The sequence below is a fragment of the Cellulosilyticum lentocellum DSM 5427 genome, from assembly GCF_000178835.2.
Classification (GTDB): domain Bacteria; phylum Bacillota; class Clostridia; order Lachnospirales; family Cellulosilyticaceae; genus Cellulosilyticum; species Cellulosilyticum lentocellum.
In genome coordinates, this window is record NC_015275.1 from 529770 (window position 1) to 554397 (window position 24628).

Here is a 24628-nt window from a genome sequence, read left to right on the forward strand (position 1 = left end):
AATGAATTATTTTCCTTTGAAACTAACAATAACTTGGATAAAAGAAAGCTATAAAAATGAGGAATTAACGCCCTTAGCATTAGCAGAAGAAATCGTTAAAAGAGCAGAGGCTAATAAGGAAAAAAATATTTGGATTGTGCCCCCTTCACTTGCTATGATGAAAGGCTATATTGAAGTATTAGAAGATAAGAAGCAAAGCGACTATCCACTATGGGGTATCCCTTTTGCCATTAAAGACAATATTGATTTAGCAGGTGTTCAAACAACAGCAGCTTGTGAGTCTTATGGTTATCTTTCAAAAGAAAGCGCTACTGTAGTACAAAAGCTAATTGATGCAGGAGCAATTCCGGTAGGTAAAACTAACTTAGATCAGTTTGCAACAGGCCTTGTAGGGACTAGAAGTCCTTATGGAGAAGTACATAATGCATTAAATCCAGAGCTTATTAGTGGAGGCTCTAGCTCAGGCTCAGCAGTAGCAGTAGCCTTAGGGATGGCAGCTTTTTCACTGGGAACAGACACGGCAGGCTCAGGAAGAGTGCCAGCAGCCCTTAATGGTTTAGTAGGTTATAAGCCTTCACTAGGAGCATGGTCAACTAAAGGTGTTGTACCTGCTTGTGCTAGCCTAGATTGCATTAATGTATTTGCCAATTCTCTTGAAGATGCAGAACTAGTTAATGGAGTAGCTAGAGGCTTTGACGAAGCATGTGCATGGTCTAGAGTATACGACATGCCTTTTAAACAGCTACCTAAAAAAATATGCCTAGCTAAAAATGGTGTTAGCTTTTATGGTCCCTTTAAAGCAGTTTATGAAAAAAAATGGGAAGAAGCAGTCAGCAGAATTAAAGATTTAGGCATAACAGTTGAGTACATTGACTACACCATATTCCAAAAAGCAGCATCTATTTTATACGATGGACCATGGGTAGCAGAAAGATGGAAAGATCTTGGAGAATTTGTAGACAGCCACTTAGAAGCAATCTTCCCAGTTACTAAGACCATACTCAAATCTGGTAGTAAACCAGAGCATACAGCAGAAAGCTTATTTAGTGCCATTCATGAATTACAGGACTATCGTATGAAAACTAAAAGGTTACTTAAAGATGCGGTTTTAATAATGCCAACAGCAGGTGGTACGTTTACTAGAGAAGAAGTGAGAAATAATCCAATTAAAACCAATAGCCAGATGGGGCTTTACACTAATCATTGTAATCTCCTCGATCTTTGTGCTATTTCAATCCCAACTAAGATGAAAGAGACAAATTTACCATTTGGTATTACCATTTTTGGCTTAGCAGATTCAGAAGGTCTGATACTAGGTGCAGCAAAAACTTTCCTAGAAGCAGAGCCAATGAAAGTAGCAGTTTGTGGTTTACACAAAAAAGGCTATCCATTAGAAAGTCAGCTAGTAGAATTAGGAGCGCATTATTTAGAAAGCACACAGACTGCTGCTTTTTATAAGCTCTACTCACTAGATACAAGACCAATCAAACCAGGAATGTGCCATGTGGGTGAGGGAGGAAAAGCTATTGAAGTAGATTTATATGAACTTCCTATTGCTAAGTTTGGGGCCTTTATGCAAAACGTTAGCGAACCTTTAGCCATGGGAACCATCACCCTAAAGGATAATGAAAAGGTAGTTGGTTTTCTTTGTGAAGACTATGCCACCAGGACTGCAAAGGATATTACCCAAGAGGGAAAATTTATACTTACTAAGTAAGTGATGTGATAGAGATTACTCCAAGTATGGAGATAGAGTGACAATACTATATAAATTAAGTAGCCTATTGAGTAACAACCGATAGAGTAAGCTAAGTAATAGAAGTGATAGGCACCTGAAAAAGGCTAGAAGCTACTAGCAAAAAGCTCAAGGGAGAAAGCTACAGGCTAGAAGCTACTAGCAAAAAGCCCAAGGGAGAAAGACAAAGGTTAAAAGTTAGAAGCAAAAAGGTAAGAGGAAATATCAAAGTCTATAAGTTAGAGGCAAAAACTTAAGAGAAAAAATTAAAAAAGCAACAATAAGTAAGTTAAATAATAGAAAGGATGAATGTGACTATGAAAATGATTAAAGCAATTGTTAGACCGGAAAAGGTAGAAGACGTATTAGATGCCTTAATGCAAAAAGGTTATTTAGCTGCAACAAGAATGAATGTATTAGGAAGAGGTAAGCAAAAAGGCTTAAAGGTAGGAGATACCTACTATGATGAGATTCCAAAAGAAATGATTATGATTGTGGTAGAAGATCAAGATGAAGCTAAAGTAGAAAAAATCATAGCAGATGCAGCAAGAACACCAAATGGTGGAACCTATGGAGATGGTAAGATTTTTGTAATGGAAGTAGAGAAGGCCGTTACAATCAGTAGTGGAAAAGAAGAGCTATAGGAGGTAAGGCAAATGAAAGAAGTCATGATTATTTTACGTCCTAAAATGTACTTTAAAACGAAAAAAGCCTTGGTTGAAGCCGGCTTTCATTCAATGACTGTTAAAGAGATTATAGGAAGAGGCAAAAAACCAATTCAATATGACATGGACAAGGAGAATGGACCAATTAAGCATCGTTTAGTGGCTAAGAGGCTTATTGAGATGTATGTAAGAGATGCGGACGTTGATTTTCTTATAGAAACAGTTGTTAAGATTAACCAAACCAATCATGCAGGAGACGGCAAGATTTTTGTACTACCAGTTAAGGAAGCTATCCGAATTAGAACTAATGAAAAGGGTAATGAGGCTATCATCTAATGCTAGAGAACTGGGAATAACGAAAAAGTCATTTACAAGAATAAGGAGGGTGAATTTATGAGGAAAAAATTTATGAGTTTAATAGCAGCAATAACAATAATGGGGACGATGTTTACTATGACAGGATGTAATAACCTAGGTCAAACAACTAGTAATGATGCAAGTAGTACATCAGATGCTTCAGAGACTGCTAGTGGTGGACAAAAGGGAACTAAAGAAAATCCATTTATTCTAGGTGTAAGTCCTATGTCAGGTTGGTATGGCTGGTATGGCATAGAAGGAACAGGCATTTTTGAAAAGAATGGGGTATCTGTAGAAATTAAATATTTCCCAGTATATAGTGATTCACTTACAGCTTTCTATTCTAATCAAGTAGATGGTATTTGCATTGCCGCTTCTGATGCAGTAGCGCCACTTAATGAAGGTGTTGATTTTAAAATTGTTCTAGTAAATGATAACTCTTCTGGCGCAGATGGCCTTGTTGTTCATGATGGCATTAGTAGTGTTCAAGATTTAAAAGGTAAAACAGTTGCCACAGAGATTGGTACCTTAGAGCATATGTTCTTCCTAAAAATTCTAGAAGACAATGGCATGACTATTAATGATGTTAACTTTACCAATATGACTATTAATGATGCAGGCCCAGCTTTTATAGCAGGTAGCATTGATGCAGCAGTATTATGGGAACCAACCTTATCCATGGCAGTTAATGCAGGTGGTAAAGTGATTTATAGTACAGCTAGTGAACCAGGTTTAATTCCAGATACTTTAGCTGTTAGACAAGATATTATTGATAACAATAGTGATGTGGTTCAAAAAGTCGTTCAATCTTGGTTTGACGGTGAAAAATTGCTAGATACTAGAGATGATGCTTTTATTGAAGCAACTATTAAAGGGGCTGAGCTTGAAAAAGAAGATTATTTAGTGATGTTAGATGGGGTAATACTTTTTGATCAAGCTATGAATGAAGAGACTTTTAAAGAAGGAAATGACTATACTTCTCTTCCTTATACGCTGCAAAAATCAGCTGAATTCTTAAAAGCCACAGAAATGATTGATAAAATACCGGAGGATGTAACAGCTATTTTAGATGATACTTTTATTAAGGGGGCAAATTAATGATTAGAATTAAAATCAGAAAAGATATTGGTAAAAGTAAATACACCACTTTTGCTATTGCTTCTTTTATATTTGTTATTGCCCTATGGAGTATATTAAGTTATTCAGGCTTGGTAGGATCTATTTTGCTACCAACGCCTACAAAGGTTATTGACTATATTATTTCTTCAATAGCAGATGGGTCCTTGTGGGCTAACATGGGCATTAGTGTTTATCGTATTACATTAGGTTTTGTATTTGCTGTTATCCTAGGAGTTCCTCTTGGTATATTAGCAGGAACCTTTAAAAAAGCAGAGGCTATTGTTAGACCTTTATCAGAATTCATACGTTATATGCCAGTGCCAGCTTTTGTACCACTTATTATGGTATGGATTGGGATAGGTGAAGCAGCAAAAGTTGCCATCATCTTTATCGGAACCTTTTTTCAATTAGTATTAATGATAGCAGATGATGTGAAGTCTGTACCAGATGACCTCATTAATGCAAGTTATACACTAGGAGCAAATACGAATAAGACAATCTTTACAATTCTAATCCCAGCAATGCTACCAAGGATGATGGAAACACTTCGTATGATGATAGGTTGGGCTTGGACTTACTTAGTGAGTGCAGAGCTAGTTGCTGCTAATAGTGGCCTTGGGTATACCATTCTAAAATCACAGCGTTTTATAAAAACAGATGCTATTTTTGGAGGCATTATTGTCATTGGACTGTTAGGTCTTATTACAGACCGTCTATTTGCTTATATTAATAAAAAATTATTCCATTGGGCATAAGGAGGTAGAAGAATGGGTTTATTTCAATTATCAAAGAAAAAAATACTTCCGCAGCAAAATAGCCAAATAGAGGCAAACTTAGCAAATAGTAAAATATACGTGAAAGACGTTAACAAGACTTATCATTCTATTAAAGGTGATGTTGTGGCCATGCAGAATGTTAGTATTAACGTACTAGAAAATGAATTCATCTCAATTGTTGGTCCATCTGGATGTGGCAAATCTACACTTTTACGTATGATAGGTGGACTTGATGAGGCAACTTCAGGAAGAATAGTCATTAAAGATAGAGATATTATAGGACCAGGTGCAGATCGAGGTATGGTATTTCAAGCCTATACTTTATTCCCATGGATGACAGTAAGTGACAACATTAAATATGGACTAAAGCTAAAAAAGATGCCAGTAGAAGAACAAGAAAAAATCGTAGATAAATACTTAAAGATCATTAAACTAGAAAAGTTTAAAAATAGTTATCCCAAGGAACTTTCAGGAGGTATGAAACAAAGGGTAGCTATTGCAAGGGCTTTGGCGAATAGCCCAGATGTTTTGTTAATGGATGAACCTTTTAGTGCATTAGACCCTCAAACAAAAGCTGATATGCAGCTTTTAATGCGCCAAATCTGGCAAGTGGAAAAACCAACAGTTATTTTTGTAACCCATGACATTGAAGAAGCAGTTTTTCTCTCCACTAAAATCTTTGTCATGACCTCGAGACCAGGAACCATCAAAAAAGAAGTACCGGTATTCTTACCATATGAAAGAAATCTAGATTTAAAAGATACACAACAATTCATTACAATTAGAAAAGAAGTCAATGGATTAATTGAACATACTGATATCTAGAAATATAAGAATATTTATGACCATATAGATAGCTGAAAATATAAGAATATCTAGAAGCATATAGATATCTTGGGCTATAAGAATATCTAGGATCAAACGAAGATCTGTAAATATACGAATACCTAGGACAAAACAGATATCTGTAGGCATACAAATATCTAGAATCATACGGACATCTAGAAACACATAAGTATCTAGCAATATATACAAATGTACTAATATCTATAAAAACTATAGATAGCATACTTAGACAGAAGTCGGAGATATTTTCTAATAGATTTAAGGATTACTTGACAGTAACAAACTACAATAGTAAATGATATAAACGGAACTTATCTAAAGATAATGAGAACGCGTCTTCAAAAGGCTGATAAATGCCTAATGAAGGCGTATTTTTGAGTTTAGGGGGGGATGACAGCTTTACTTAACAACAATCCGAATTAATAGGATAAAGAAGAAAGGCTAATGGGAGGAATAAGAGTCAATTTTCTAGTTTTACGCAAGGCGTATAGCTAATGGCTGGGATACCTTTCTTAGTTACTGTACTTATGATTATAGTTTCTTTGATTATATGATTCGCTCACTCTCTTTTCTCCATGTCTGTAGTTGATGAAGAGAATAAGTATTGATTAGGATAGGCTAGAGTTAATGAGATAAATAGAGCCAATAAGACAAATGAATGCTAATAAGATAAGTAGATGCTAACAAGGCAAGTAAATGCTAATAAGATAAATAATATTAATAAGGTAAATAAGCCCTAATAAGATACATCAATAGAGCAATATAGCATGTGTTATAAAACTTGTACCAATATATTTTAGGATGTATAATAATAGTAAGAAAATTAAAATAATTATAGCGAAAATCAAGAAAAATAGTTGTAATAGTTGTATGGGATAAAGAGTGTTTAAGACTAATTTCAAAAGAAAGGACATAGAACATAAATAATTTTAGGTTTTATGTAATGGGAAATCATATGAAAGATACCCTTTTATTTATGACTAATGAGCAGATGGGGAGTATTAATGAAGATAAAACTCTATCTTTCTTTAATAGTCAATATGTAGAACAGTATAACAAAAATAAACAGTCCATCAAATTACGTCAGCAGTGGAAGACTCAAGGGGCAGGAGCAAAGTTTATGGGAATGGACAAAGATCTTTCTCACTTAGAAGCAAGTCAAACTTTTAAACGTCCTACAGGCATTTGTCTTACAGATAATCCAGGGTATTTTATTTATGCCATTCAAGTAGATGAATTCTTTGGGGTGTTTTCTAAAAGTCTAGATAATAAAGAAGAGGCAGAAGGTCATATTATGCATACCAATAATATTCAGATGTATGACCTAGACTATAATAGTGCCAATCAAAAGGTAATACTTTCTTTAGGACAAGATGGCATAAGCCGGCATTTAGCACTTCTTGATCCCAAAACAGTTCACTATCAAGTGCTTACAGAAGGAGAGTGCATAGATGCTAATCCGAGTTGGTCAAAGGCTAGAGCAAATACCATTGTATATGATAGTTGTGGGATTGGGATAGATAGTAATGGTATTCCCATAGCTTTTAGTGAGCATAATATATGTAGATTAAATTTAGATACTTGTGAGATAGAGGAAGTTATTAGTTTTGAAGGCTTTGATTGTATTAAACCTAAAGAAGATGCAGAAGGCAATATTTATTTTATTAGAAGGCCAAAGACTTATAAAGGCAGGCAAACTAATCCGATAGATATGCTTATTAACCTCCTATTTATACCAGTTAAAATCGTAAGAGCGCTATTTATGTGGCTTAATTTCTTTACGATACGCTATACAGGAGATAACCTTTCTACTAACACTAAGAATGGCACTAAAGCTAAAAAGAAAAGTGAAGAAGAGCTCTTTATAGAAGGAAATCTGATAAAAGCTGACCAAAACCAAAAAGCTAATGAAAGAAAAGGTGAAAAATACGCAGGCATCTTGCCTCGGGATTGGGAACTTATGAAATACACACCAACAGGAGAGTTAACTTCTATAAAAAAAGGAGTACTTGCCTTTGATATATATTCAAATGGATCTATCATTTATTCAAATGGTAAATACCTTGTTAAAGTTATAGAAAATGAAGAAGAGGAAAAGATAGTAGATCTTCCTATAGTTAGTCATATAAAAGTAATCGAAAGTCATAATAGCTAACAAGTATAATTCAAGAAAAAAATAATTATCATTTTTCGTTGGCAATCAAGTGTTTCTATACACAGTAAACACCTTCTAATAAGGCAACTGTAGATAATGGAATGCTACATATATTATCATAGTGATTACGCCTGTTTCCATACAAATAGAGGAGAAGAGACATTCACCCTTATGAAGGTACTAGTTAAGTTCTTTTAAATAAAAAACAAAAAAAGACAAATAAGTATTGACTTATGTAATGCAGTGGTGTAATATTATACAAGTCGTCAGCAGTAAGCAGCGACAAAATAAAGATTAATTAATAAGTAATCATCGTACTTTGAAAAACAAATACTACAACAATTATAGATTTGTAAGTTATAGCAATATAACTTGCGCCTAACGATAAATGTACTAAAGTGCGTAACGTACGTACTATAATTAATTTGTCAGGGTGTAAAATCTACAATTTAACCGATATAGTCAGAAATGACTTAAAACATTCTTTGTTTTTATCAGAAATGATAATTAACAAGGCACCAATCATGTGAAAGCATGATTAGACCGCTCAATAATGAGCAATAGGTCAAGCTACTAAGAGCGTAGAGTGGATGCCTTGGCACCGAGAGCCGATGAAGGACGTGATAAGCTGCGAAAAGCTACGGGGAGTTGCAAATAAACTTTGATCCGTAGATATCCGAATGGGGAAACCTGGCAGAGCAAACCTCTGTCATCCTATAGCCAATACATAACTATAGGAAGGGAACGAAGGGAACTGAAACATCTAAGTACCTTCAGGAGGAGAAAGAAACATCGATTTCCTAAGTAGCGGCGAGCGAAAGGGAAACAGGCCAAACCAGATTACTTGTAATCTGGGGTTGAGGACTGCGTCGTGGCAAGAATGCGGATAGCTGAAGAGTCTGGAAAGTCTCATCAAAGAGGGTGATAATCCCGTAAGCGAAATCCAAGTGAAGCCTAGCAGTATCCAGAGTACCACGAGACACGAGAAACCTTGTGGGAAGCTGGGGGGACCACCCCCCAAGCCTAAATACTCCTCGGTGACCGATAGCGCATAGTACTGTGAAGGAAAGGTGAAAAGAACCCCGGGAGGGGAGTGAAAGAGAACCTGAAACTCTATGTTTACAAGCAGTGGAAGCACCATATGATGTGCAACCGCGTACTTTTTGTAGAACGGTCCGGCGAGTTACTAGCTGTGGCAAGGTTAAGTACCAGGAGGTACGAAGCCGAAGGGAAACCAAGTCTGAATAGGGCGCCAAAATAGTCATTGTTAGTAGACCCGAAACCGGGTGACCTACCCATGTGCAGGATGAAGTTACCGTAAAAGGTAATGGAGGTCCGAACTCACATCTGTTGAAAAAGGTGGAGATGACGTGTGGGTAGCGGAGAAATTCCAATCGAACCCGGAGATAGCTGGTTCTCCTCGAAATAGCTTTAGGGCTAGCGTTGATAGGAGTCTAATGGAGGTAAAGCACTGAATTGCCTAGGGGGCCCACAAGCTTACCGAAGCATATCAAACTAAGAATGCCATCAAGATACCGTCAGCAGTCAGACTACGAGTGATAAGACACGTGGTCAAAAGGAAAACAGTCCAGACCATCAGCTAAGGTCCCCAAGTGTGTGTTAAGTGGAAAAGGATGTGAGATTTCGAAGACAACTAGGATGTTGGCTTAGAAGCAGCCACTCATTCAAAGAGTGCGTAATAGCTCACTAGTCGAGAGATCTTGCGCCGAAAATGTCCGGGGCTAAAACACACCACCGAAGCTATGGAATTCAACTTAGTTGGATTGGTAGAGGAGCGTTGTAACGACGCAGAAGCAGTACCGTAAGGAGCTGTGGAGTAATTACAAGTGAGAATGCCGGAATGAGTAGCGAGATACAAGTGAGAATCTTGTAGGCCGAATATCCAAGGTTTCCAGAGTAAAGCTGATCTGCTCTGGGTAAGTCGGGACCTAAGGCGAGGACGAAAGTCGTAGTCGATGGACAACTGGTTCATATTCCAGTACTACCTATTATCAGAACTGCAGGGACGCAGGAGGATAAGCAATCCCAGGAATGGTATCCTGGGCCAAGCACAAAGTCGCATTCCCAAGGAAAAACCAGGGAACGAGGATGAAGTGTGATGGGGATCGAAATTAAAGTAGAGAAGTTGCTGAATCCACACTGCCGAGAAAAGCTGCTATTGCGTGATAGGTACCCGTACCGTAAACCGACACAGGTGGATGAGGAGAGAATCCTAAGGCCGACGGGAGAAGCGTTGTTAAGGAACTCGGCAAAATGACCCCGTAACTTAGGGAGAAGGGGTGCCTACTTAGGTAGGCCGCAGAGAATAGGCCCAAGCAACTGTTTAACAAAAACACAGGTCTTTGCTAAACCGAAAGGTGATGTATAAGGGCTGACGCCTGCCCGGTGCTGGAAGGTTAAGGGGAGAGGTTAGTCGCAAGACGAAGCTTTGAACTTAAGCCCCAGTAAACGGCGGCCGTAACTATAACGGTCCTAAGGTAGCGAAATTCCTTGTCAGGTAAGTTCTGACCCGCACGAAAGGCGTAATGATTTGGGCACTGTCTCGACAGCGCACCCGGTGAAATTGTAGTACCAGTGAAGATGCTGGTTACCCGCGACAGGACGGAAAGACCCCGTGGAGCTTTACTGTAGCTTGATACTGAGGTTGGGTATTACATGTACAGGATAGGAGGGAGACTGAGAAATCTGGACGCCAGTCTAGGTGGAGTCGCCGGTGGGATACCTCTCTTGTAATACTTAACTTCTAACCATGGCCCGTTACCCGGGTCTGGGACAATGTCAGGTGGACAGTTTGACTGGGGCGGTCGCCTCCTAAAGAGTAACGGAGGCGCTCAAAGGTAACCTCAGAATGGTCGGAAACCATTCGAAGAGTGCAAAGGCATAAGGTTGCTTGACTGCGACACCGACGGGTGGAGCAGGTACGAAAGTAGGACTTAGTGATCCGGTGGTATGAAAGTGGGATTGCCATCGCTCAACGGATAAAAGCTACCCCGGGGATAACAGGCTTATCTCCCCCAAGAGTTCACATCGACGGGGAGGTTTGGCACCTCGATGTCGGCTCATCGCATCCTGGAGCTGAAGCAGGTTCCAAGGGTTGGGCTGTTCGCCCATTAAAGCGGTACGCGAGCTGGGTTCAGAACGTCGTGAGACAGTTCGGTCCCTATCCGTCGTGGGCGCAGGAAATTTGAGTGGAGCTGTCCTTAGTACGAGAGGACCGGGATGGACGGACCACTGGTGCATCTGTTGTCTTACCAAAGGCATAGCAGAGTAGCCAAGTCTGGATCTGATAAACGCTGAAGGCATCTAAGCGTGAAGCAGACCACAAGATAAGATTTCCCATCCGAAAGGAGTAAGACCCCTTAGAGACTATGAGGTAGATAGGTTGGAGCTGTAAGTGTAGTAATACATTAAGGTGACCAATACTAACGGTTCGAGGGTTTGACCTAGATAATGAAGGTTGAATAGTTGTAGTATTTGTTTTTGAGAGTATGAGAAGAGAGCACCCGAGAGGGTGTTTTTTTATGTAAAAAATCATATGAGAATTTTTAAGAGAGAATCAAAACTATTTAAAGTACAGGTTAGAGTAGAAAATATTAAAAAATATTAATTAGTCTTGAATAATAATTATTATAAGAGTATAATGATAATAAAGATTTAGATAAATTAGAATAATTGAGCTATATAAGACGATTAAATAGATTTCAAAATCCTATATTTAGAAATTAACCTTTGAAATATATATTAATGACGAGATATTCGCCACTAAGTAACACATAGTAAAATAAAGAAATGGAGATAAAAGCATGGAAGAATTATATAATCAAAAAACCATAATGATGAGTACAACAACTAAGGAAAGTGTGCCAGCTATTAGCTATGCACCTTATGTAAAAATAGAAAATGAATTTTATATTTTTATTAGTGAGACGGCTGTGCACTATCATCATTTAATGAATAATCCTCAAATAGCTATTATGCTTATTGAAGATGAAAAAGATACTAAAATACTATTTGCAAGAACTAGAATGACTTTAAATTGCAAAGCTAAAAAACTGGAAACAATCAATGAAGCTGCATGGGATTTATTTAAGGAACAATATGGTGAACAGATGATGGCACCTTTAAAACAGATGGATTTTGATATGTTCCAGCTAACACCAGAGAATGGAAGAATTGTAAAGGGCTTTGGACAGGCTTCTACTATACAAATAGTAAATGGAGAAATGGTACTTACCCCAATAACTGGTGAAGGCCATAAAAAAAAAGAAATAAATAAGGTACAGTTTAATTAAGGTAAAGTGTACTATTTACATTTTCAGGTTTTATACTAAATAAAGAAAGTGCGTTCCCAGGACATGGAAACGCACTTTCTTTATTTAGTCATTTGTAGGATACAGTATAGAAATAATGATCGGCATGTATGAAAACAGCTATAGTATCATTAAATGGATTGTTAATATATAACTTCATTATTTATAAGAAGTATTATGAAACATATATTTTTTTCCAATCTCTATGAGCTATATATTTACCATTGTTTCTCACATGCTTTTCATTAATATATAAATAAACCCAACAAAGCTCCTCTTCACCAGTAGATAATAAAACAGGTCCTTTCTCTCGGATATATAAATCTTTCTTTGAATTACCAGTATAGCCTTCTAAAAGATCAATACTTTTAAGATGCTTAGCATTAGAGAGGACACAGGTTTCTCCATTGATTCATAGGATAAAAGTAGAAGGAAATAGATAAATAAGCCAAATAAAAACAAGTTTAAAATATTTGTTTTAAGAAAAACCAAATATATGGTACTTAGAGGCTGAATATATAAAATTTGATAAAATTAATACTGCATAAATATACAAATTAGTGCTATAAATGATTAGTATTTGGCTTTTTTACTAGAATTAAGGTATAATATATATATACTATAGAAAATAGGGAAAAGTACTTATTTGTTACTTAAAATGATACATAAATGAGCCCCCCATTCACTAGATAACAGCTTGTATAGAAAACTAGCAATTGGATTATACTGGATGATATAGAGAAAATAAAAGGGAGAAGTGCTTATGGAGAGAACATTTATTATGATTAAAAGTGACGGAGTAGCTAGAGGATTAATGGGAGAAATTATCAGGAGAATTGAAAGAAAAGGCTTTAAAATTACTAAAGCGCAGCTTTTAAGTCCTGCCAGAGAACTAGTAGAGAAACATTATGAGGAGCATGTGGGTAAGGAGTTTTTTGAAGAGTTAGTAGAGTATATACTAGAAGGACCAGTGATGGCTATGGAGGTACAGGGAAAAGATGTGATTGCGGTTATGCGAAGCATTATGGGTGATAAAGACCCAATTAAAGCTATCCCAGGTACTATTAGGGGAGATTATGCTAATACAGTAACTAGAAATCTGATTCATGGTTCTGACTCCTTAGAACATGCAGAAAGAGAAATAAACCTTTGGTTTAATTAAAAGGTGAATAAGCAAAAAGAGATTAATAGGGGATTAATAAGAGAACAATAAGAGAATAATGAGAACTAATAAAAAGCTGAGTTAGGCCTGTGTGGTTAACTCAGCTTTTTACATCTAGTAGTTGAGCTTTTTCTAAATGAGTTTAATAAACAATACTAATAAAAAATTATTTTTGTTGAATCAAAAATTCATACAAAGTAATCTAATAAGTAGAACATGCATAAAAGAGGGGAAATAGGGAGATGAACAAGAAGGAATTTGTCAGGCAGGCAAAAATAATAAAGAATCAGCTCTATAAGACTGCCTATTTATATTTAGGTAATGAGGCAAACGCCTTAGATGTTGTTGATGAAACGATTTATAAAGGATATAAAGCGCTATGGCAGCTTAGAGAAGAAGAATATTTTACCACATGGATGACACGCATTCTCATTAATGAGTGTAAGAAAGAACTAAAAAGGTTATCTAGGATAAAATGCCAAGAATCATTAGTGACGAAGCAAAGTCAAGACTATGATTATGATCAATTACCTCTTAAAGAGGCTATTAGAAGTTTACCAACACAGCTAAAGGATGTGGTTATTTTGCGGTACTTTTCTGGATATACTTTAGCTGAGGCTGCAAAAGCATTGAATATTCCACAGGGCACAGTAGTTACCAGGCAGAGAAAGGCTTTAAAGTTACTAAAATTAGAATTAGGAGAGGAGGAATAAGGAATGAACAGAAAAGAAGAATACGAACTATTAATGCAAGAAATAGAGGTAACACCCGTTAGGCTGGAATATGCAATTCAGCGTACAGAAGCTAAGGTAAAAGCCAATAGATGGCAGCGTTTCTTTGGAATACCAATAGGAACAGGTTTGACTTTTTTGCTGGTGTTTACCATATTAGTTAATAGTATTCCTACCTTTGCCTATAGTTGTGGTAATATTCCTCTTATAAAGGAATTAGCAAAGACTGTTGCTTTTTCTCCTTCTTTAGATGCAGCAATTGAAAATAAGTATGTGCAGCCAATTAACCAAGAAAAAGTTATTAATCATATGAAAGCACGCATTGAATACCTTATTGTAGATCAGAAACAGGTCAATGTTTTTTATTCGTTAGAATCAAAGGATTATGAAGAGGTGAATATAGAACCTGAGATAGACGATAGGAATGGAGATACACTAGAGGGTTATACCTTGTCTTCTAGTAGTTATGGTATGCCAGATGGAAAGATTAATTATATAACCATAGATTTCGTGGATGGGGAAGTACCCGAAGGATTAACCTTAAAAATAGGTGTTTATGATATGAAGCCTAGTTATGATCTTCCTATTAGTACGTTTACCTTTAAATTAATATTTGATCCTCATTACACAGCACAAGGTGAGAAATTAACAATAGGTCAATCCATTATAATAGATCAGCAAAAACTAACATTAGAAGAAGTAGAAATTTATCCTACACATATGAGAATTATACTTGAAGATGAAAAAGAAAACGCTGCTTATCTTAAAAGTATGACCTTTTACTTAGAAAATGAAAAAGGAGAGCGGTTTGATAAAATAGCCAATGGTATTTCAGCAACAGGGAAAATAGATTCTCCTATGATGAATGTCTATAGGGTGGAAAGTGCATTTTTCTCTGAGAGTAAAGAGCTTACTTTATATATTACTGGAGCAGAATGGCTAGATAAAGATAAGCAAAGGATGAAGCTAGATTTAGCAAATACAAGTGCTGAAAGCTTACCAGAGGGTGTGACTTTTGAAAGTGCAGAGAGAAGAGGTAAGAGCTGGTATTTAACATTTAGTGGGAATCAGTATGAAGAGAATAAAAATTATCAAATATGGAATGGCATCTATTATGATGAACAAGGTAAAGAATATGAATACAATGGTTGGTCAACAGTTAGTGGGATTTGGAGTGAAAAAGAAAAAAAATATATCAGTAAACCAAATACCTTTTTTGTAGAGATCTTATTAGAAGATTATCCATATGATACAGTTTATATGTCACCTATTTTTTCACATTATATTCAGCTGGAAAACCCAGTAGCTATAAAGATTAAGTAAATCTTAGTACACACAAAAAAGCTGAGTTAGCCCTATGATGGTTAACTCAGCTTTTACTTTCCCAGCTCCTTGTTTTTAGCTTCACTATTAGCGAACTTTCCTCTAAAAAGGCATTATAAGTAGCTCCTCAGCACCTTAATGCTTCTTGGGGGTTTAGCGTAGCTCATAGTAAAAGCTTAAATCAAAGAGGAGGAGCTCTATTTAGTTTAGTTGGTGCACCTGATCTAGGAACTAAGCTGAATAGACTCTAGTTTAATGTTTTATTTTAAATACATCTATATAAATGTACTCAAAAATATAATTATCTAATTAAAATTTTTCAAAAAATGAATTATAATAAAATGAATAGTTACAATAGAGTAATTAATAAAGTTCATTTAAGGGGAAAATATAATGAGATATGGAAAAAGAGATTGGACGAGTTATGAAAGAGGCATAGAAAGAGAGTGGCTCATTACGAATGGTCGTAGTGGCTTTGCAGGAGCCACTATGACAGGGGCTAATAGTAGAAAGTATCATGGTCTACTGATAGCTTGTTTAACTTCGCCAGAAGAGCGTTATATGATATTAAATAAATTGCAAGAACAAGTGATTTGTGAGGGGGAAAGTTATCCTTTAACAACCACTAAATATCAAAAAAATATTGTAAAGGGTTATGAGAATCAGCAAAGTTTTTCCTATGATGGCCTCCCACATTACCGTTATGTGATTAATGGCTTGGTGATTGATAAGCAAGTAGCTTTGGCATATGGAAAAAATACAGTCGTTATTGCGTATGACATTTGCAATAATAGTAAGGAAGCCGTGTTAGATGTTTCACCATTTTTGACATGTAGAAATCCTGGGGAGTGTTCTAAAAAGGTTAATTTAACTTTTGAAAAAGGGAATCAAGAAAATAATAAAACAAGTAAAGCATTAAAAAATGAGCAGCAGTTTATTCCTCAATTTAATAAAGAAATGCTTATTCGGCTTTGGAGTACAGAAGGAGATTTTAAAGATGAAGAGCAGCTTACTGAAAAAGTCTTTTATGATGTGGATCAAACCACCGGAGACCCTTGCACTGAGCAGCTTTATAAGCCTGGGAGTTATGAAATAAATATAGCACCTTATGAAAAGAAAACTGTTTATATTGTATGTACTTTAGAAAAAGAAAACATAAATCCAGCAAAGGTAGTCAAACAAGAAAAGCTTCGCATAAGTAAACTTAGAAATACCTTTAAAGAAGAGAGATTAATGGCTAAATACTTACCTATAGCTGCAGACCATTTTATTGTACAAAGGGATTCTATCAATAGTAAAACAATTTTGGCAGGATATCCTTGGTTTTTAGATTGGGGTAGAGATACTATGATTGCCTTTAATGGGCTTACTTTATCTACAGGACGTTTTGATGATGCTAAGGAAATACTTAAGAGCTTTGTATTATATGAAAAAGATGGCCTTATTCCTAATATGTTTCCTAATAATCAAGGAAAGCCTCTTTATAATACAGTAGATGCTTCGTTATGGTTTGTACATGCTACCTATAGTTATTTACTTTATAGCAATCATGAAGAAAGTACGGCTTTTGTAGAAAAAGAGATTTATCCTTATTTAAAGAAAATCATAAAAGCTTATAAGGAAGGTACACATTTTTCAATACATATGGAGGAGGACAGCCTTATTTGGGCAGGATCAGGCTTAGACCAAGTCACTTGGATGGATGTAAGAGTAAACGATATTGTAGTGACACCAAGACATGGCAAGCCAGTAGAAATTAATGCTTTGTGGTATAATGCATTAAAGATTATGGCGTGCTTAGAGCAGAAGTTTGAAAATGGGCAAAAAGAAGGTTATGAAGAGCTTGCAGAAAAGGTAAAGATATCTTTTAATAAGGCTTTTTGGAATGAAGCAGATGGCTGTTTGTATGATGTAGTGGATGAAAAAGGTGGGGACAGTAGCATAAGGCCAAATCAAATTTGGGCAGTATCACTTCCTTTTACTATGCTTCCAAAAGAAAAAGAAAAGAGTGTAGTTCGTAAGGTTTTTGAAGACTTATATACGCCATATGGTTTAAGAAGCTTAACCCCTGCTCATCCAGACTATCATCCGACTTATAAAGGAAAACTATTTGATAGAGATATGGCTTATCATCAAGGAACAACTTGGGGCTTTCCTATAGGAGCATTTTTTACGGCTTATTGCAAGGTAAATCAGTATAGTAAAGAAGCACTAGAATTTGTAGAAAGTCTTGTGAGTGATCAAGAGGTAGACCTTGAAAATCAATGTTTGGGAACGATTGCAGAAATATTCGATGGAGACAGCCCACATTTTGCAAGAGGCTGCTATGCCCAGGCTTGGAGCGTGGGAGAGTTACTAAGAGTTTATTATGAAGACCTTTTGGGTGGTAGAATAAAACTTGAAGAAGCACACAAAAAGATGTTTTGCTAGAAGATAATATTTCGATTATTAATAATAAAGGCCTACAAGCGATGCAGCACTTGTAGGCCTTTATTATTACAAAGAGTAGGAGGGATTAATATATAAAATATTAATGAAATGGCTAGAGTGATTTTAGAATGTATGACTCAGTTGATCTAAGGAAAAAATCGTTTGGTCACCAAGAAGTTTAAAGTTAAAGCTATTAGAAGTGTGCCTCGTAATTTCAAAGGTCATCATATCATGAAAGGCTTCTATTTGATCCGGATAAGTAATAGTGATGAGCAGGGTAAAATACTGTTTGGAGGTACCTAGTCTAAAAATATCACAGCTCAAATCCACTTGGTCAGTAATACTATAAATATTATTAAAGTCAATAAGGGTTATTTCACAGTAAGCAATAATACAACTATAAAGTATTTCTTCACTGCAAGCCTCAGCTGGGAAATAACTATAGTAAAGGCCAGAAGCTTCATCATATATGAATATTTCCTTTCCTGTAGCATTTAATTTCTTATAATATTTCTCATCTATAAAAAGTTTACAATTTATTTTTTTACTACAATCCATATGAATCCCCCTTTAAATCACTTTTATTTTGTATAATCTACAACTTTTCCATTAATAAGTTTAGCTAAAAACTCACCAACATCTGCTTCAGCATCTTCTCTGTCTAAATACTTTTTAGTAACAAGGGCTGAAACGAGTTCTTCAGGTGTACAGCCTTTTTCTAATTGGTCCCATAAGAAGATGCCAGTTTCATTAATAGAAGGTAGGCCATCTAATGCGCCGTTATTGGTGTCTGCTTCATAAGCTAAACAAAACTCGCCACCTAATTCTCTAAGTATAAATCCTTTTTTGATTTTAAGTGTTTTAATAAACATTGGAGGCTCCTTTCTTAATGAATAATAGTTCCAGTCTTTGATAAGTCGTAGCCGGATAAACAGGAAAGTTGATTTTTAAAAGTCTTTGATTGGATAATCTGAGTAATTACCTCATAAACTTGTTCTTTGAGTGCAGATTTCTTAAATACGATATCATAGTTTTCTTGTTGGATAGGAATAAAATCAAGGGTAGGAAATTGTTCTAGGACATTGGCATGGCCTATGGCCACATCTGCCATACCCATAGCTACTTGACCTGCACAAGTGGTATGAGATAAAACTTCTTTTTCATAACCGACAATGGAGAGAGGAGAAATGTTTTTAAGACGAAGATGTTCATCTAACAATACTCTTGTACCACTTCCTTTTTCACGATTAACAAAAGTAATGCCTGGTTTAACTAAATCTTGAAATCCAGTAATCAACTTTGGATTACCTTTTTGTACATAAAAACCTTGCATACGCTTAAAAAGATGAATGACTACTGTCTCTACACCAGGAAGCAAGTGATGGATGTAGGAAAGGTTATAGGAATGATCTGTTCCATTCCAAAGATGAGTAGTAGCCAAATGAACTTTATCAAAGTATAGGGCATAAAGGCTATTATAACTGCCCATATAAGAACGAAGAGTAGGTAGACCCAAAGGGTGTGCTTCAATATAGGAACAAAGCATATCAAGAACAGGATCTTGGCCACAAATAATGAGACCACTTGAATGCTTTAAAAACTCAGTTTTAAGTAGGGCATTTTCTGGGTAATGAGAAGAGGGAGTAGAAGTATGATTAACAAGTGAGGATGTGGCTACTGTAGAAGGAGAAAGCTGCAAGTAAGTATTAAGCTGAACCTCAGATATTCTAAGTTGTTTACCAATCTTGGTAGATTGCAATTCACCTCTTTTAATGAGGTCATAGACAGTGTGCTTTTTAATTTTGAGCTGATCGGCTATCTCTTGAGGTTTGTATAGTTTTTCCATCTTTCTACCCCCTCTCTGGAGTGATTTTTTTACCCTTAATCTTCTATGCCAATCATAACAGATGTGGCTTTAATCAGGGCGTAAGCATCTGAACCAATCTGAAGCTGTAAATCCTCTACGGCTGATTTTGAAATAGTAGAAACAATAATATTTCCGCCCCCTATATCTAAAGAAACAATAGAATTAACGGCGCCTTCACTAATATTAACGATTTTTCCTTTGAGTTGATTTCTTGCACTAACCTTCATGGCTATGCACCTCCTAAAGTAGTCATATAAAAATATAGTTTTTATTATAGGGGTTTAAGGATAAAAGTATATAGGAAGGCTAAAGAATGTAAAATTTCATGCAGAACATAATGATTATGAGAAGCAGGCATACTTGATTATGAACAAAAATACTGACTCAAACAATCCGTGGATAGTACATAATGAAGTATAACATGGATGAGAAAAATGAATTGGCTACTGTATATAGACGTAAATGACTTACATTCGTTGACACAAGGGGGCTCATGTAGTTAGATGTTCCTATACCAAAATGAACAAAACTTAACAAAACGAAACAAAACAACAAAATAGTGAAATGGAGGAGAGTATATGAAGAAACGTGTAAACCTTTTAATGATGATATTAGTATTATTAGTAGTACTTGTTGGATGTAGTGCCAAGGAAAGTGAAGCTAACAAAGCTGAGGTCTCAGCTTCACCTGAGGTGGCAAAGGAAACGAAAACAACAGAAGCTGAGCCTACAGAAACACCAAAGGAAAAAGTTAACTTGCAAGTATTTATAGCAGCTAGTTTAAAAAATGCTATGACAGAAATACAAAACAATTATGAGGTGCTTCATCCCGAAGTAGAGATTACATTTAATGCAGATAGTTCTGGTACCCTTCAAAAACAAATTGAAGAAGGAGCAGCGTGTGATGTTTTCTTCTCAGCAGCAATGAAACAAATGAATGTACTTAATGATGGCGGTTATGTATTACCAGATTCAATTGTACAGCTATTAGAGAACAAAGTTGTACTTATTAAACCAGTAGGAGGTGAAACAGCTGTTACTGGTTTTGAAGATATTACGAAAGCTGCTAATCTTGCTTTGGCAGGAGAAGATGTACCTGTTGGCTCGTATGCAAGAGAGATTTTTACCAGTCTTGGCATCTTAGATCAAGTCATGGCTATGGAAATTAATGAAGGTGCGAATGTAACAGCAGTTCTGTCAGCCGTCAGCGAAGGCAGTAATGAAGTAGGTGTAGTATATGCTACAGATGCTAATTCTGTTAAAGACTCAGTTGACATTATTGCCGAAACACCTGCCGGAAGTTTAGAAAAGCCAGTTGTTTATCCAGTAGGACTTATCAAGAATGCAGAAGCCAGTGATGCAGAGACAACAGCAGCTAAAGAATTTGTAGCTTACTTACAAACGGAAGATGCAATCAAGGTTTTAGAAGCCTATGGCTTTACTAGTCATAACAAATAAAAATTGATTATAAAAGGAGGGAAGTACAATGGAGGCACTGCTTACAGAAGTAAATTGGAGTCCACTTTTTATTTCTTTAAAAACAGGAATAGTAGCAACTATACTTGCTTTTTTCATAGGGATTTTAGCAGCTAGATTTGTAATGAAATTAGGGAATACGATGAAGTGGATTGTAGATGGCATTTTAACACTTCCTCTTGTATTACCTCCTACAGTAGCAGGCTTTTTCTTATTACTTCTATTTAGCCTTAAAAGACCAATTGGCAAATATTTATGGATTAATACTGGGGTAAAGGTAGTACTTAGTTGGCCAGGATGTGTGTTAGCAGCAGCAGTTATTGCTTTTCCACTTATGTATCGTAATGCAAGGGCAGCTTTTGAACAGGTAGATGTAAATATGATTGCTGCAGGTAGAACCTTAGGTATGTCAGAGCGAAAAATCTTTTGGAAGATTGTTATGCCTATTGCCATGCCGGGGATTGTATCAGGGACGGTTCTTACCTTTGCTAGGGCCATTGGCGAATATGGCGCTACTTCTATGCTAGCAGGCAATATTTTAGGGAAAACACAGACCATAGCTTTAGCTATTGCTTCAGAAGTATCAGCAGGAAATTTTGAAGTGGCAGGATTTTGGGTGACAGTTATAGTCATTCTCTCCTTCGTGATTGTTTTAGCCATTAACATGATTTCCGGTAAGGGGATGAAGCAAATGAGGAGGTGGACTATGTGAGTATAGAGGTCGCACTTCATAAAAAGCTAAAGGGCTTTGAACTAGATATGGCTTTTACAATAAGGGGAAAATGTACGGGAATATTAGGGGCATCTGGCTGTGGTAAAAGTATGACTTTAAAATGTATAGCTGGTTTGGAAAAGCCAGATAAAGGAGTAGTTCGATTAGGGGAGAAAATACTTTTTAATAAAGCACAAAGAATTAATATACCCCCTCAAGAAAGAAAGGTAGGATATTTATTTCAAAACTATGCATTATTTCCTCATATGACAGTTGAAGAAAATATTAGTATAGGCATGAGAGGTAGTAAGATAGAAATCAAAGAAAAGATAGATGACCAAATCGCAAGGTTCAGTTTAAAGGGGTTAGAAGGGCATTATCCCTCACAGCTTTCAGGTGGGCAACAGCAGAGAGTAGCCCTAGCTAGAATTTTAGCTTATGAGCCAGAGGTCCTCCTATTAGACGAACCTTTTTCTGCATTAGATAGCTTTTTAAAAGATGCCTTAGCGAAACAACTCCTAGAAGTCTTGGAAGATTTTAAGGGGGATATGATTATGGTATCTCATAGTAGAGATGAACTTTATACCTTTTGTGATCAGCTCATTGTCATGGAGAATGGAAGGGCCTTATTAGAAGGTAGTACAAAAGATATCTTTTGCCAGCCAAGGAAAATGGCAGTAGCACAGTTAACGGGTTGTAAAAATATTTCTCCTATAAAAAGATTAGGTAAACATCAGCTTTTGGCAGTAGATTGGAATCTTAAGCTGACCACTAAAGAAGAAATTAAAGCATCCGCTAAATATGTAGGGGTTAGAGCACATGATATTAAGCTAGAAGGTCAAGTAAACGATAACTATTTTAACATGGAAATACTGAGTTATTTAGAATTTCCCTTTGAAATAGACTATTTAGTACAGGAGAAAAAAAGTAGACCAGCACAGCCTTTATGCTGTAAGTTTTCTAAAGCGCAAGTACCAAATTCAAAAGAAATAAATATTTTTATTCCGCCTGAAGCCTTGATACTCTTAGAGTAGAGAGGCTTTTAAAATGTTTTCTGATAAAATTACCTCTTTTTTTCCAAAAAAGAATGTGTTATTATAAACAAAAATATTCAGTAAATTGCAAACAACTTTTGGTAATATCAGATTATTGAAAGCCCATAGAAGGGTTCCTATAATGAGAGCATAGAGAATCACAAAAATAAATAACGTTTTTTACAACGGCGTAGAAAAATGAGTAGTATCATTTTCTGCGCTGTTTTTATTTTTACCAGCCCGGGAAGTAAAAATAAATAGGTTCTCTAAGCGTTTGTAAAATAAAAGCATAGTACTCAAAAATAGGAGGTAGGGTTATGAGACAAGTAGCGATTTATGGTAAAGGCGGAATTGGTAAATCAACAACAACTCAAAATTTAACAGCAGGTTTAGCTGAGATGGGGAAGAAGGTTATGATCGTTGGATGTGACCCTAAAGCGGATTCAACAAGACTTGTACTTGGAGGTCTTGCACAGAAAACAGTACTTGATACCCTTCGTGAAGAAGGTGAAGATATTGACCTTGACTTCATTTTGAAAGAAGGCTATGGCGGCATCAAAGGTGTAGAATCAGGTGGACCAGAACCAGGTGTTGGTTGTGCAGGTCGTGGTATTATTACTTCTATTAACCTACTTGAACAGCTAGGTGCATATGAATCAGATTTAGATTATGTATTTTACGATGTATTAGGGGATGTTGTATGTGGTGGTTTTGCAATGCCTATTCGTGAAGGTAAAGCTCAAGAAATCTATATTGTATGTTCAGGTGAGATGATGGCACTCTATGCAGCTAACAATATTTCTAAAGGTATTATGAAATATGCAAGTACAGGTGGTGTAAGACTTGGTGGACTGATTTGTAATTCAAGAAAAGTAGATGGTGAAGCAGAGCTGGTGCAAGCAGTAGCTAAAGAGTTAGGAACTCAGATGATACACTTTGTACCTCGTGATAATGCAGTACAAAAAGCAGAAATCAATAAAAAAACAGTGATTGATTTTAGCCCACAGGAGCCACAAGCAGACGAATATAGAGAACTTGCAAGAAAAGTAGACGGTAATGATATGTTTGTTATTCCAAAACCATTATCAATAGATAAACTAGAATCTATTTTAATGGAGCACGGTATTTTAGATTAATTAGTCATTAATCATTAAATTAAGGGAGGTAAAACATATGGTATTGGTTCGTGCAATTATTAGAACTCATAAAGTAGGAGAGGTCTTATCTGAACTTCTTTCAGCGGGTTTTCCTGCAGTTACCAAGATGGATGTATTTGGGCGTGGTAAACAGAAAGGTGTTAAGGTAGGAGAGGTTTACTATGATGAGATTCCAAAAGAGATGCTTTTAATGGTTGTCAAAGATGAAGATAAAGATGATGTGGTTAAAATGATTATGAAATATGCAAGAACAGGTGAAAAAGGTAACTTTGGTGATGGACGTATTTTCGTAAGTCCAGTAGAAGAAGCTTACACCATCAGTACGAAATCATCAGGTTTATAGGAGGGGCTGTCTATGAAAGAAATCATGGCAATTGTAAGACAGAATAAGGTTAATGCTACAAAAAATGCATTAGCTGAAGCTGGTTTTCCTGCATTCACCTGTAGAAAAGTGATGGGTCGAGGCAAAAAGCCTATAGACCCATCCGTAGTAAAGACTATTCTAGAAGCAGAAGCTATGCCTGTTTCACCAGTAGGTGAGTATATTACAGAAGCTTCAAGGCTTATTCCTAAAAGGTGCTTTGTGTTAGTAGTACCTGATGAAGAGGTCAAACGCCTTGTAGAAGTCATTATGGAAGTGAATAGTACAGAGAATCCGGGAGATGGCAAAATATTTGTATTACCTATTATGGAATCATATCGTGTAAGAGATGGAAAAAACGTAGACGATATAGATTCTTCCTATTAGGAGGT

General features: G+C 36.2%; 23 protein-coding genes and 1 rRNA gene. 19 read left to right on the forward strand and 5 right to left on the reverse strand.

Going from position 1 to position 24628, the window contains the following annotated elements; all coding sequences use genetic code 11:
- Position 1 precedes the first annotated feature (1 nt).
- The 9 genes from CLOLE_RS02365 to CLOLE_RS02405 all read left to right on the forward strand — a co-directional run bounded on the left by CLOLE_RS02365 (position 2) and on the right by CLOLE_RS02405 (position 11966).
- Positions 2-1717, forward strand: a complete 1716-nt coding sequence (locus CLOLE_RS02365) for an allophanate hydrolase (protein ID WP_013655475.1) — start codon at positions 2-4, stop codon at positions 1715-1717.
- A gap of 335 nt (positions 1718-2052) precedes the next feature.
- Complete coding sequence (locus tag CLOLE_RS02370) at positions 2053-2379, forward strand: P-II family nitrogen regulator (RefSeq protein WP_013655476.1); 327 nt, start codon at positions 2053-2055, stop codon at positions 2377-2379.
- Positions 2380-2391: 12 nt separating this feature from the next.
- Positions 2392-2736: a P-II family nitrogen regulator gene (locus CLOLE_RS02375; protein ID WP_013655477.1), complete on the forward strand. Its 345-nt coding sequence runs from the start codon at positions 2392-2394 to the stop codon at positions 2734-2736.
- A gap of 57 nt (positions 2737-2793) precedes the next feature.
- On the forward strand, positions 2794-3855 hold the full coding sequence (locus tag CLOLE_RS02380; RefSeq protein ID WP_013655478.1) for an ABC transporter substrate-binding protein: 1062 nt from the start codon (positions 2794-2796) through the stop codon (positions 3853-3855).
- On the forward strand, positions 3855-4631 hold the full coding sequence (locus tag CLOLE_RS02385) for an ABC transporter permease (RefSeq protein WP_013655479.1): 777 nt from the start codon (positions 3855-3857) through the stop codon (positions 4629-4631). The genes CLOLE_RS02380 and CLOLE_RS02385 overlap by 1 nt, the downstream gene beginning before the upstream one ends.
- Before the next feature lie 12 nt (positions 4632-4643).
- Positions 4644-5477, forward strand: coding sequence for an ABC transporter ATP-binding protein (locus CLOLE_RS02390; protein WP_013655480.1), 834 nt, complete (start codon positions 4644-4646; stop codon positions 5475-5477).
- A 964-nt stretch (positions 5478-6441) separates the two neighbouring features.
- Complete coding sequence (locus tag CLOLE_RS02395) at positions 6442-7653, forward strand: TolB-like translocation protein (protein WP_013655481.1); 1212 nt, start codon at positions 6442-6444, stop codon at positions 7651-7653.
- 563 nt (positions 7654-8216) lie between these two features.
- Positions 8217-11120 (forward strand): 23S ribosomal RNA (locus CLOLE_RS02400).
- A gap of 357 nt (positions 11121-11477) precedes the next feature.
- The gene (locus CLOLE_RS02405; protein WP_013655482.1) at positions 11478-11966 is read left to right on the forward strand and encodes a HugZ family pyridoxamine 5'-phosphate oxidase; all 489 of its coding nucleotides are present in this window, start codon (positions 11478-11480) and stop codon (positions 11964-11966) included.
- Between the two features lie 193 nt (positions 11967-12159).
- Here the strand turns inward: CLOLE_RS02405 and CLOLE_RS24025 are convergent, their stop codons facing one another.
- Positions 12160-12396 (reverse strand): gamma-glutamylcyclotransferase family protein, encoded by a 237-nt coding sequence (locus CLOLE_RS24025; RefSeq protein WP_083801341.1) that lies wholly within the window; start codon positions 12394-12396, stop codon positions 12160-12162.
- Positions 12397-12747: 351 nt separating this feature from the next.
- Here CLOLE_RS24025 and ndk point away from each other — a divergent pair, with 351 nt between their 5' ends.
- The 4 genes from ndk (at position 12748) to CLOLE_RS02425 (ending at position 17630) form a co-directional block, all read left to right on the forward strand.
- Entirely contained in the window at positions 12748-13146 is a 399-nt protein-coding gene (gene ndk, locus CLOLE_RS02410) for a nucleoside-diphosphate kinase (RefSeq protein ID WP_013655483.1), read from the forward strand.
- A 242-nt stretch (positions 13147-13388) separates the two neighbouring features.
- Complete coding sequence (locus tag CLOLE_RS02415; protein ID WP_013655484.1) at positions 13389-13859, forward strand: sigma-70 family RNA polymerase sigma factor; 471 nt, start codon at positions 13389-13391, stop codon at positions 13857-13859.
- A 3-nt stretch (positions 13860-13862) separates the two neighbouring features.
- The gene (locus CLOLE_RS02420; RefSeq protein WP_013655485.1) at positions 13863-15200 is read left to right on the forward strand and encodes a DUF4179 domain-containing protein; all 1338 of its coding nucleotides are present in this window, start codon (positions 13863-13865) and stop codon (positions 15198-15200) included.
- Between the two features lie 393 nt (positions 15201-15593).
- Positions 15594-17630 carry an amylo-alpha-1,6-glucosidase gene (locus tag CLOLE_RS02425; RefSeq protein WP_013655486.1) on the forward strand — a complete coding sequence of 679 codons (2037 nt, stop codon included), beginning with the start codon at positions 15594-15596 and terminating at the stop codon, positions 17628-17630.
- A 123-nt stretch (positions 17631-17753) separates the two neighbouring features.
- On the opposite strand, the gene CLOLE_RS02430 is transcribed toward CLOLE_RS02425, so the two are convergent.
- The 4 genes from CLOLE_RS02430 to CLOLE_RS02445 are packed head-to-tail and all read right to left on the reverse strand — an operon-like array spanning position 17754 to position 19724.
- Positions 17754-18188 (reverse strand): hypothetical protein, encoded by a 435-nt coding sequence (locus CLOLE_RS02430; protein WP_013655487.1) that lies wholly within the window; start codon positions 18186-18188, stop codon positions 17754-17756.
- A 23-nt stretch (positions 18189-18211) separates the two neighbouring features.
- Complete coding sequence (locus CLOLE_RS02435) at positions 18212-18502, reverse strand: PqqD family protein (protein WP_013655488.1); 291 nt, start codon at positions 18500-18502, stop codon at positions 18212-18214.
- Between the two features lie 14 nt (positions 18503-18516).
- Positions 18517-19476, reverse strand: a complete 960-nt coding sequence (locus CLOLE_RS02440; RefSeq protein WP_013655489.1) for a helix-turn-helix transcriptional regulator — start codon at positions 19474-19476, stop codon at positions 18517-18519.
- Between the two features lie 35 nt (positions 19477-19511).
- Entirely contained in the window at positions 19512-19724 is a 213-nt protein-coding gene (locus CLOLE_RS02445; protein ID WP_013655490.1) for a TOBE domain-containing protein, read from the reverse strand.
- 351 nt (positions 19725-20075) lie between these two features.
- Between CLOLE_RS02445 and modA the strand changes: the two genes are divergently transcribed.
- From modA to CLOLE_RS02475, 6 genes are all read left to right on the forward strand, one after another.
- The gene (gene modA, locus CLOLE_RS02450; RefSeq protein WP_013655491.1) at positions 20076-20954 is read left to right on the forward strand and encodes a molybdate ABC transporter substrate-binding protein; all 879 of its coding nucleotides are present in this window, start codon (positions 20076-20078) and stop codon (positions 20952-20954) included.
- Between the two features lie 28 nt (positions 20955-20982).
- Positions 20983-21684, forward strand: a complete 702-nt coding sequence (gene modB / locus CLOLE_RS02455; RefSeq protein WP_013655492.1) for a molybdate ABC transporter permease subunit — start codon at positions 20983-20985, stop codon at positions 21682-21684.
- Positions 21681-22718 carry a sulfate/molybdate ABC transporter ATP-binding protein gene (locus CLOLE_RS02460; protein ID WP_013655493.1) on the forward strand — a complete coding sequence of 346 codons (1038 nt, stop codon included), beginning with the start codon at positions 21681-21683 and terminating at the stop codon, positions 22716-22718. Before modB ends, CLOLE_RS02460 begins: the two co-directional genes overlap by 4 nt.
- 317 nt (positions 22719-23035) lie before the next feature.
- Positions 23036-23854: a nitrogenase iron protein gene (gene nifH, locus CLOLE_RS02465; RefSeq protein ID WP_013655494.1), complete on the forward strand. Its 819-nt coding sequence runs from the start codon at positions 23036-23038 to the stop codon at positions 23852-23854.
- Positions 23855-23891: 37 nt separating this feature from the next.
- Positions 23892-24218, forward strand: coding sequence for a P-II family nitrogen regulator (locus CLOLE_RS02470; RefSeq protein WP_013655495.1), 327 nt, complete (start codon positions 23892-23894; stop codon positions 24216-24218).
- Positions 24219-24230: 12 nt separating this feature from the next.
- Positions 24231-24623: a P-II family nitrogen regulator gene (locus CLOLE_RS02475; protein ID WP_013655496.1), complete on the forward strand. Its 393-nt coding sequence runs from the start codon at positions 24231-24233 to the stop codon at positions 24621-24623.
- Positions 24624-24628: the final 5 nt, after the last annotated feature.

What these genes read in the sequence shown, in the direction of transcription:
- CLOLE_RS02365 (WP_013655475.1), top strand. Translation starts at nt 2, where the DNA reads ATGAATTATTTTCCTTTGAAACTAACAATAACTTGGATAAAAGAAAGC.
- CLOLE_RS02370 (WP_013655476.1), top strand. Translation starts at nt 2,053, where the DNA reads ATGAAAATGATTAAAGCAATTGTTAGACCGGAAAAGGTAGAAGACGTA.
- CLOLE_RS02375 (WP_013655477.1), top strand. Translation starts at nt 2,392, where the DNA reads ATGAAAGAAGTCATGATTATTTTACGTCCTAAAATGTACTTTAAAACG.
- CLOLE_RS02380 (WP_013655478.1), top strand. Translation starts at nt 2,794, where the DNA reads ATGAGGAAAAAATTTATGAGTTTAATAGCAGCAATAACAATAATGGGG.
- CLOLE_RS02385 (WP_013655479.1), top strand. Translation starts at nt 3,855, where the DNA reads ATGATTAGAATTAAAATCAGAAAAGATATTGGTAAAAGTAAATACACC.
- CLOLE_RS02390 (WP_013655480.1), top strand. Translation starts at nt 4,644, where the DNA reads ATGGGTTTATTTCAATTATCAAAGAAAAAAATACTTCCGCAGCAAAAT.
- CLOLE_RS02395 (WP_013655481.1), top strand. Translation starts at nt 6,442, where the DNA reads ATGGGAAATCATATGAAAGATACCCTTTTATTTATGACTAATGAGCAG.
- CLOLE_RS02405 (WP_013655482.1), top strand. Translation starts at nt 11,478, where the DNA reads ATGGAAGAATTATATAATCAAAAAACCATAATGATGAGTACAACAACT.
- ndk (WP_013655483.1), top strand. Translation starts at nt 12,748, where the DNA reads ATGGAGAGAACATTTATTATGATTAAAAGTGACGGAGTAGCTAGAGGA.
- CLOLE_RS02415 (WP_013655484.1), top strand. Translation starts at nt 13,389, where the DNA reads ATGAACAAGAAGGAATTTGTCAGGCAGGCAAAAATAATAAAGAATCAG.
- CLOLE_RS02420 (WP_013655485.1), top strand. Translation starts at nt 13,863, where the DNA reads ATGAACAGAAAAGAAGAATACGAACTATTAATGCAAGAAATAGAGGTA.
- CLOLE_RS02425 (WP_013655486.1), top strand. Translation starts at nt 15,594, where the DNA reads ATGAGATATGGAAAAAGAGATTGGACGAGTTATGAAAGAGGCATAGAA.
- CLOLE_RS02430 (WP_013655487.1), bottom strand. Translation starts at nt 18,188, where the DNA reads ATGGATTGTAGTAAAAAAATAAATTGTAAACTTTTTATAGATGAGAAA.
- CLOLE_RS02435 (WP_013655488.1), bottom strand. Translation starts at nt 18,502, where the DNA reads ATGTTTATTAAAACACTTAAAATCAAAAAAGGATTTATACTTAGAGAA.
- CLOLE_RS02440 (WP_013655489.1), bottom strand. Translation starts at nt 19,476, where the DNA reads ATGGAAAAACTATACAAACCTCAAGAGATAGCCGATCAGCTCAAAATT.
- CLOLE_RS02445 (WP_013655490.1), bottom strand. Translation starts at nt 19,724, where the DNA reads ATGAAGGTTAGTGCAAGAAATCAACTCAAAGGAAAAATCGTTAATATT.
- modA (WP_013655491.1), top strand. Translation starts at nt 20,076, where the DNA reads ATGAAGAAACGTGTAAACCTTTTAATGATGATATTAGTATTATTAGTA.
- modB (WP_013655492.1), top strand. Translation starts at nt 20,983, where the DNA reads ATGGAGGCACTGCTTACAGAAGTAAATTGGAGTCCACTTTTTATTTCT.
- nifH (WP_013655494.1), top strand. Translation starts at nt 23,036, where the DNA reads ATGAGACAAGTAGCGATTTATGGTAAAGGCGGAATTGGTAAATCAACA.
- CLOLE_RS02470 (WP_013655495.1), top strand. Translation starts at nt 23,892, where the DNA reads ATGGTATTGGTTCGTGCAATTATTAGAACTCATAAAGTAGGAGAGGTC.
- CLOLE_RS02475 (WP_013655496.1), top strand. Translation starts at nt 24,231, where the DNA reads ATGAAAGAAATCATGGCAATTGTAAGACAGAATAAGGTTAATGCTACA.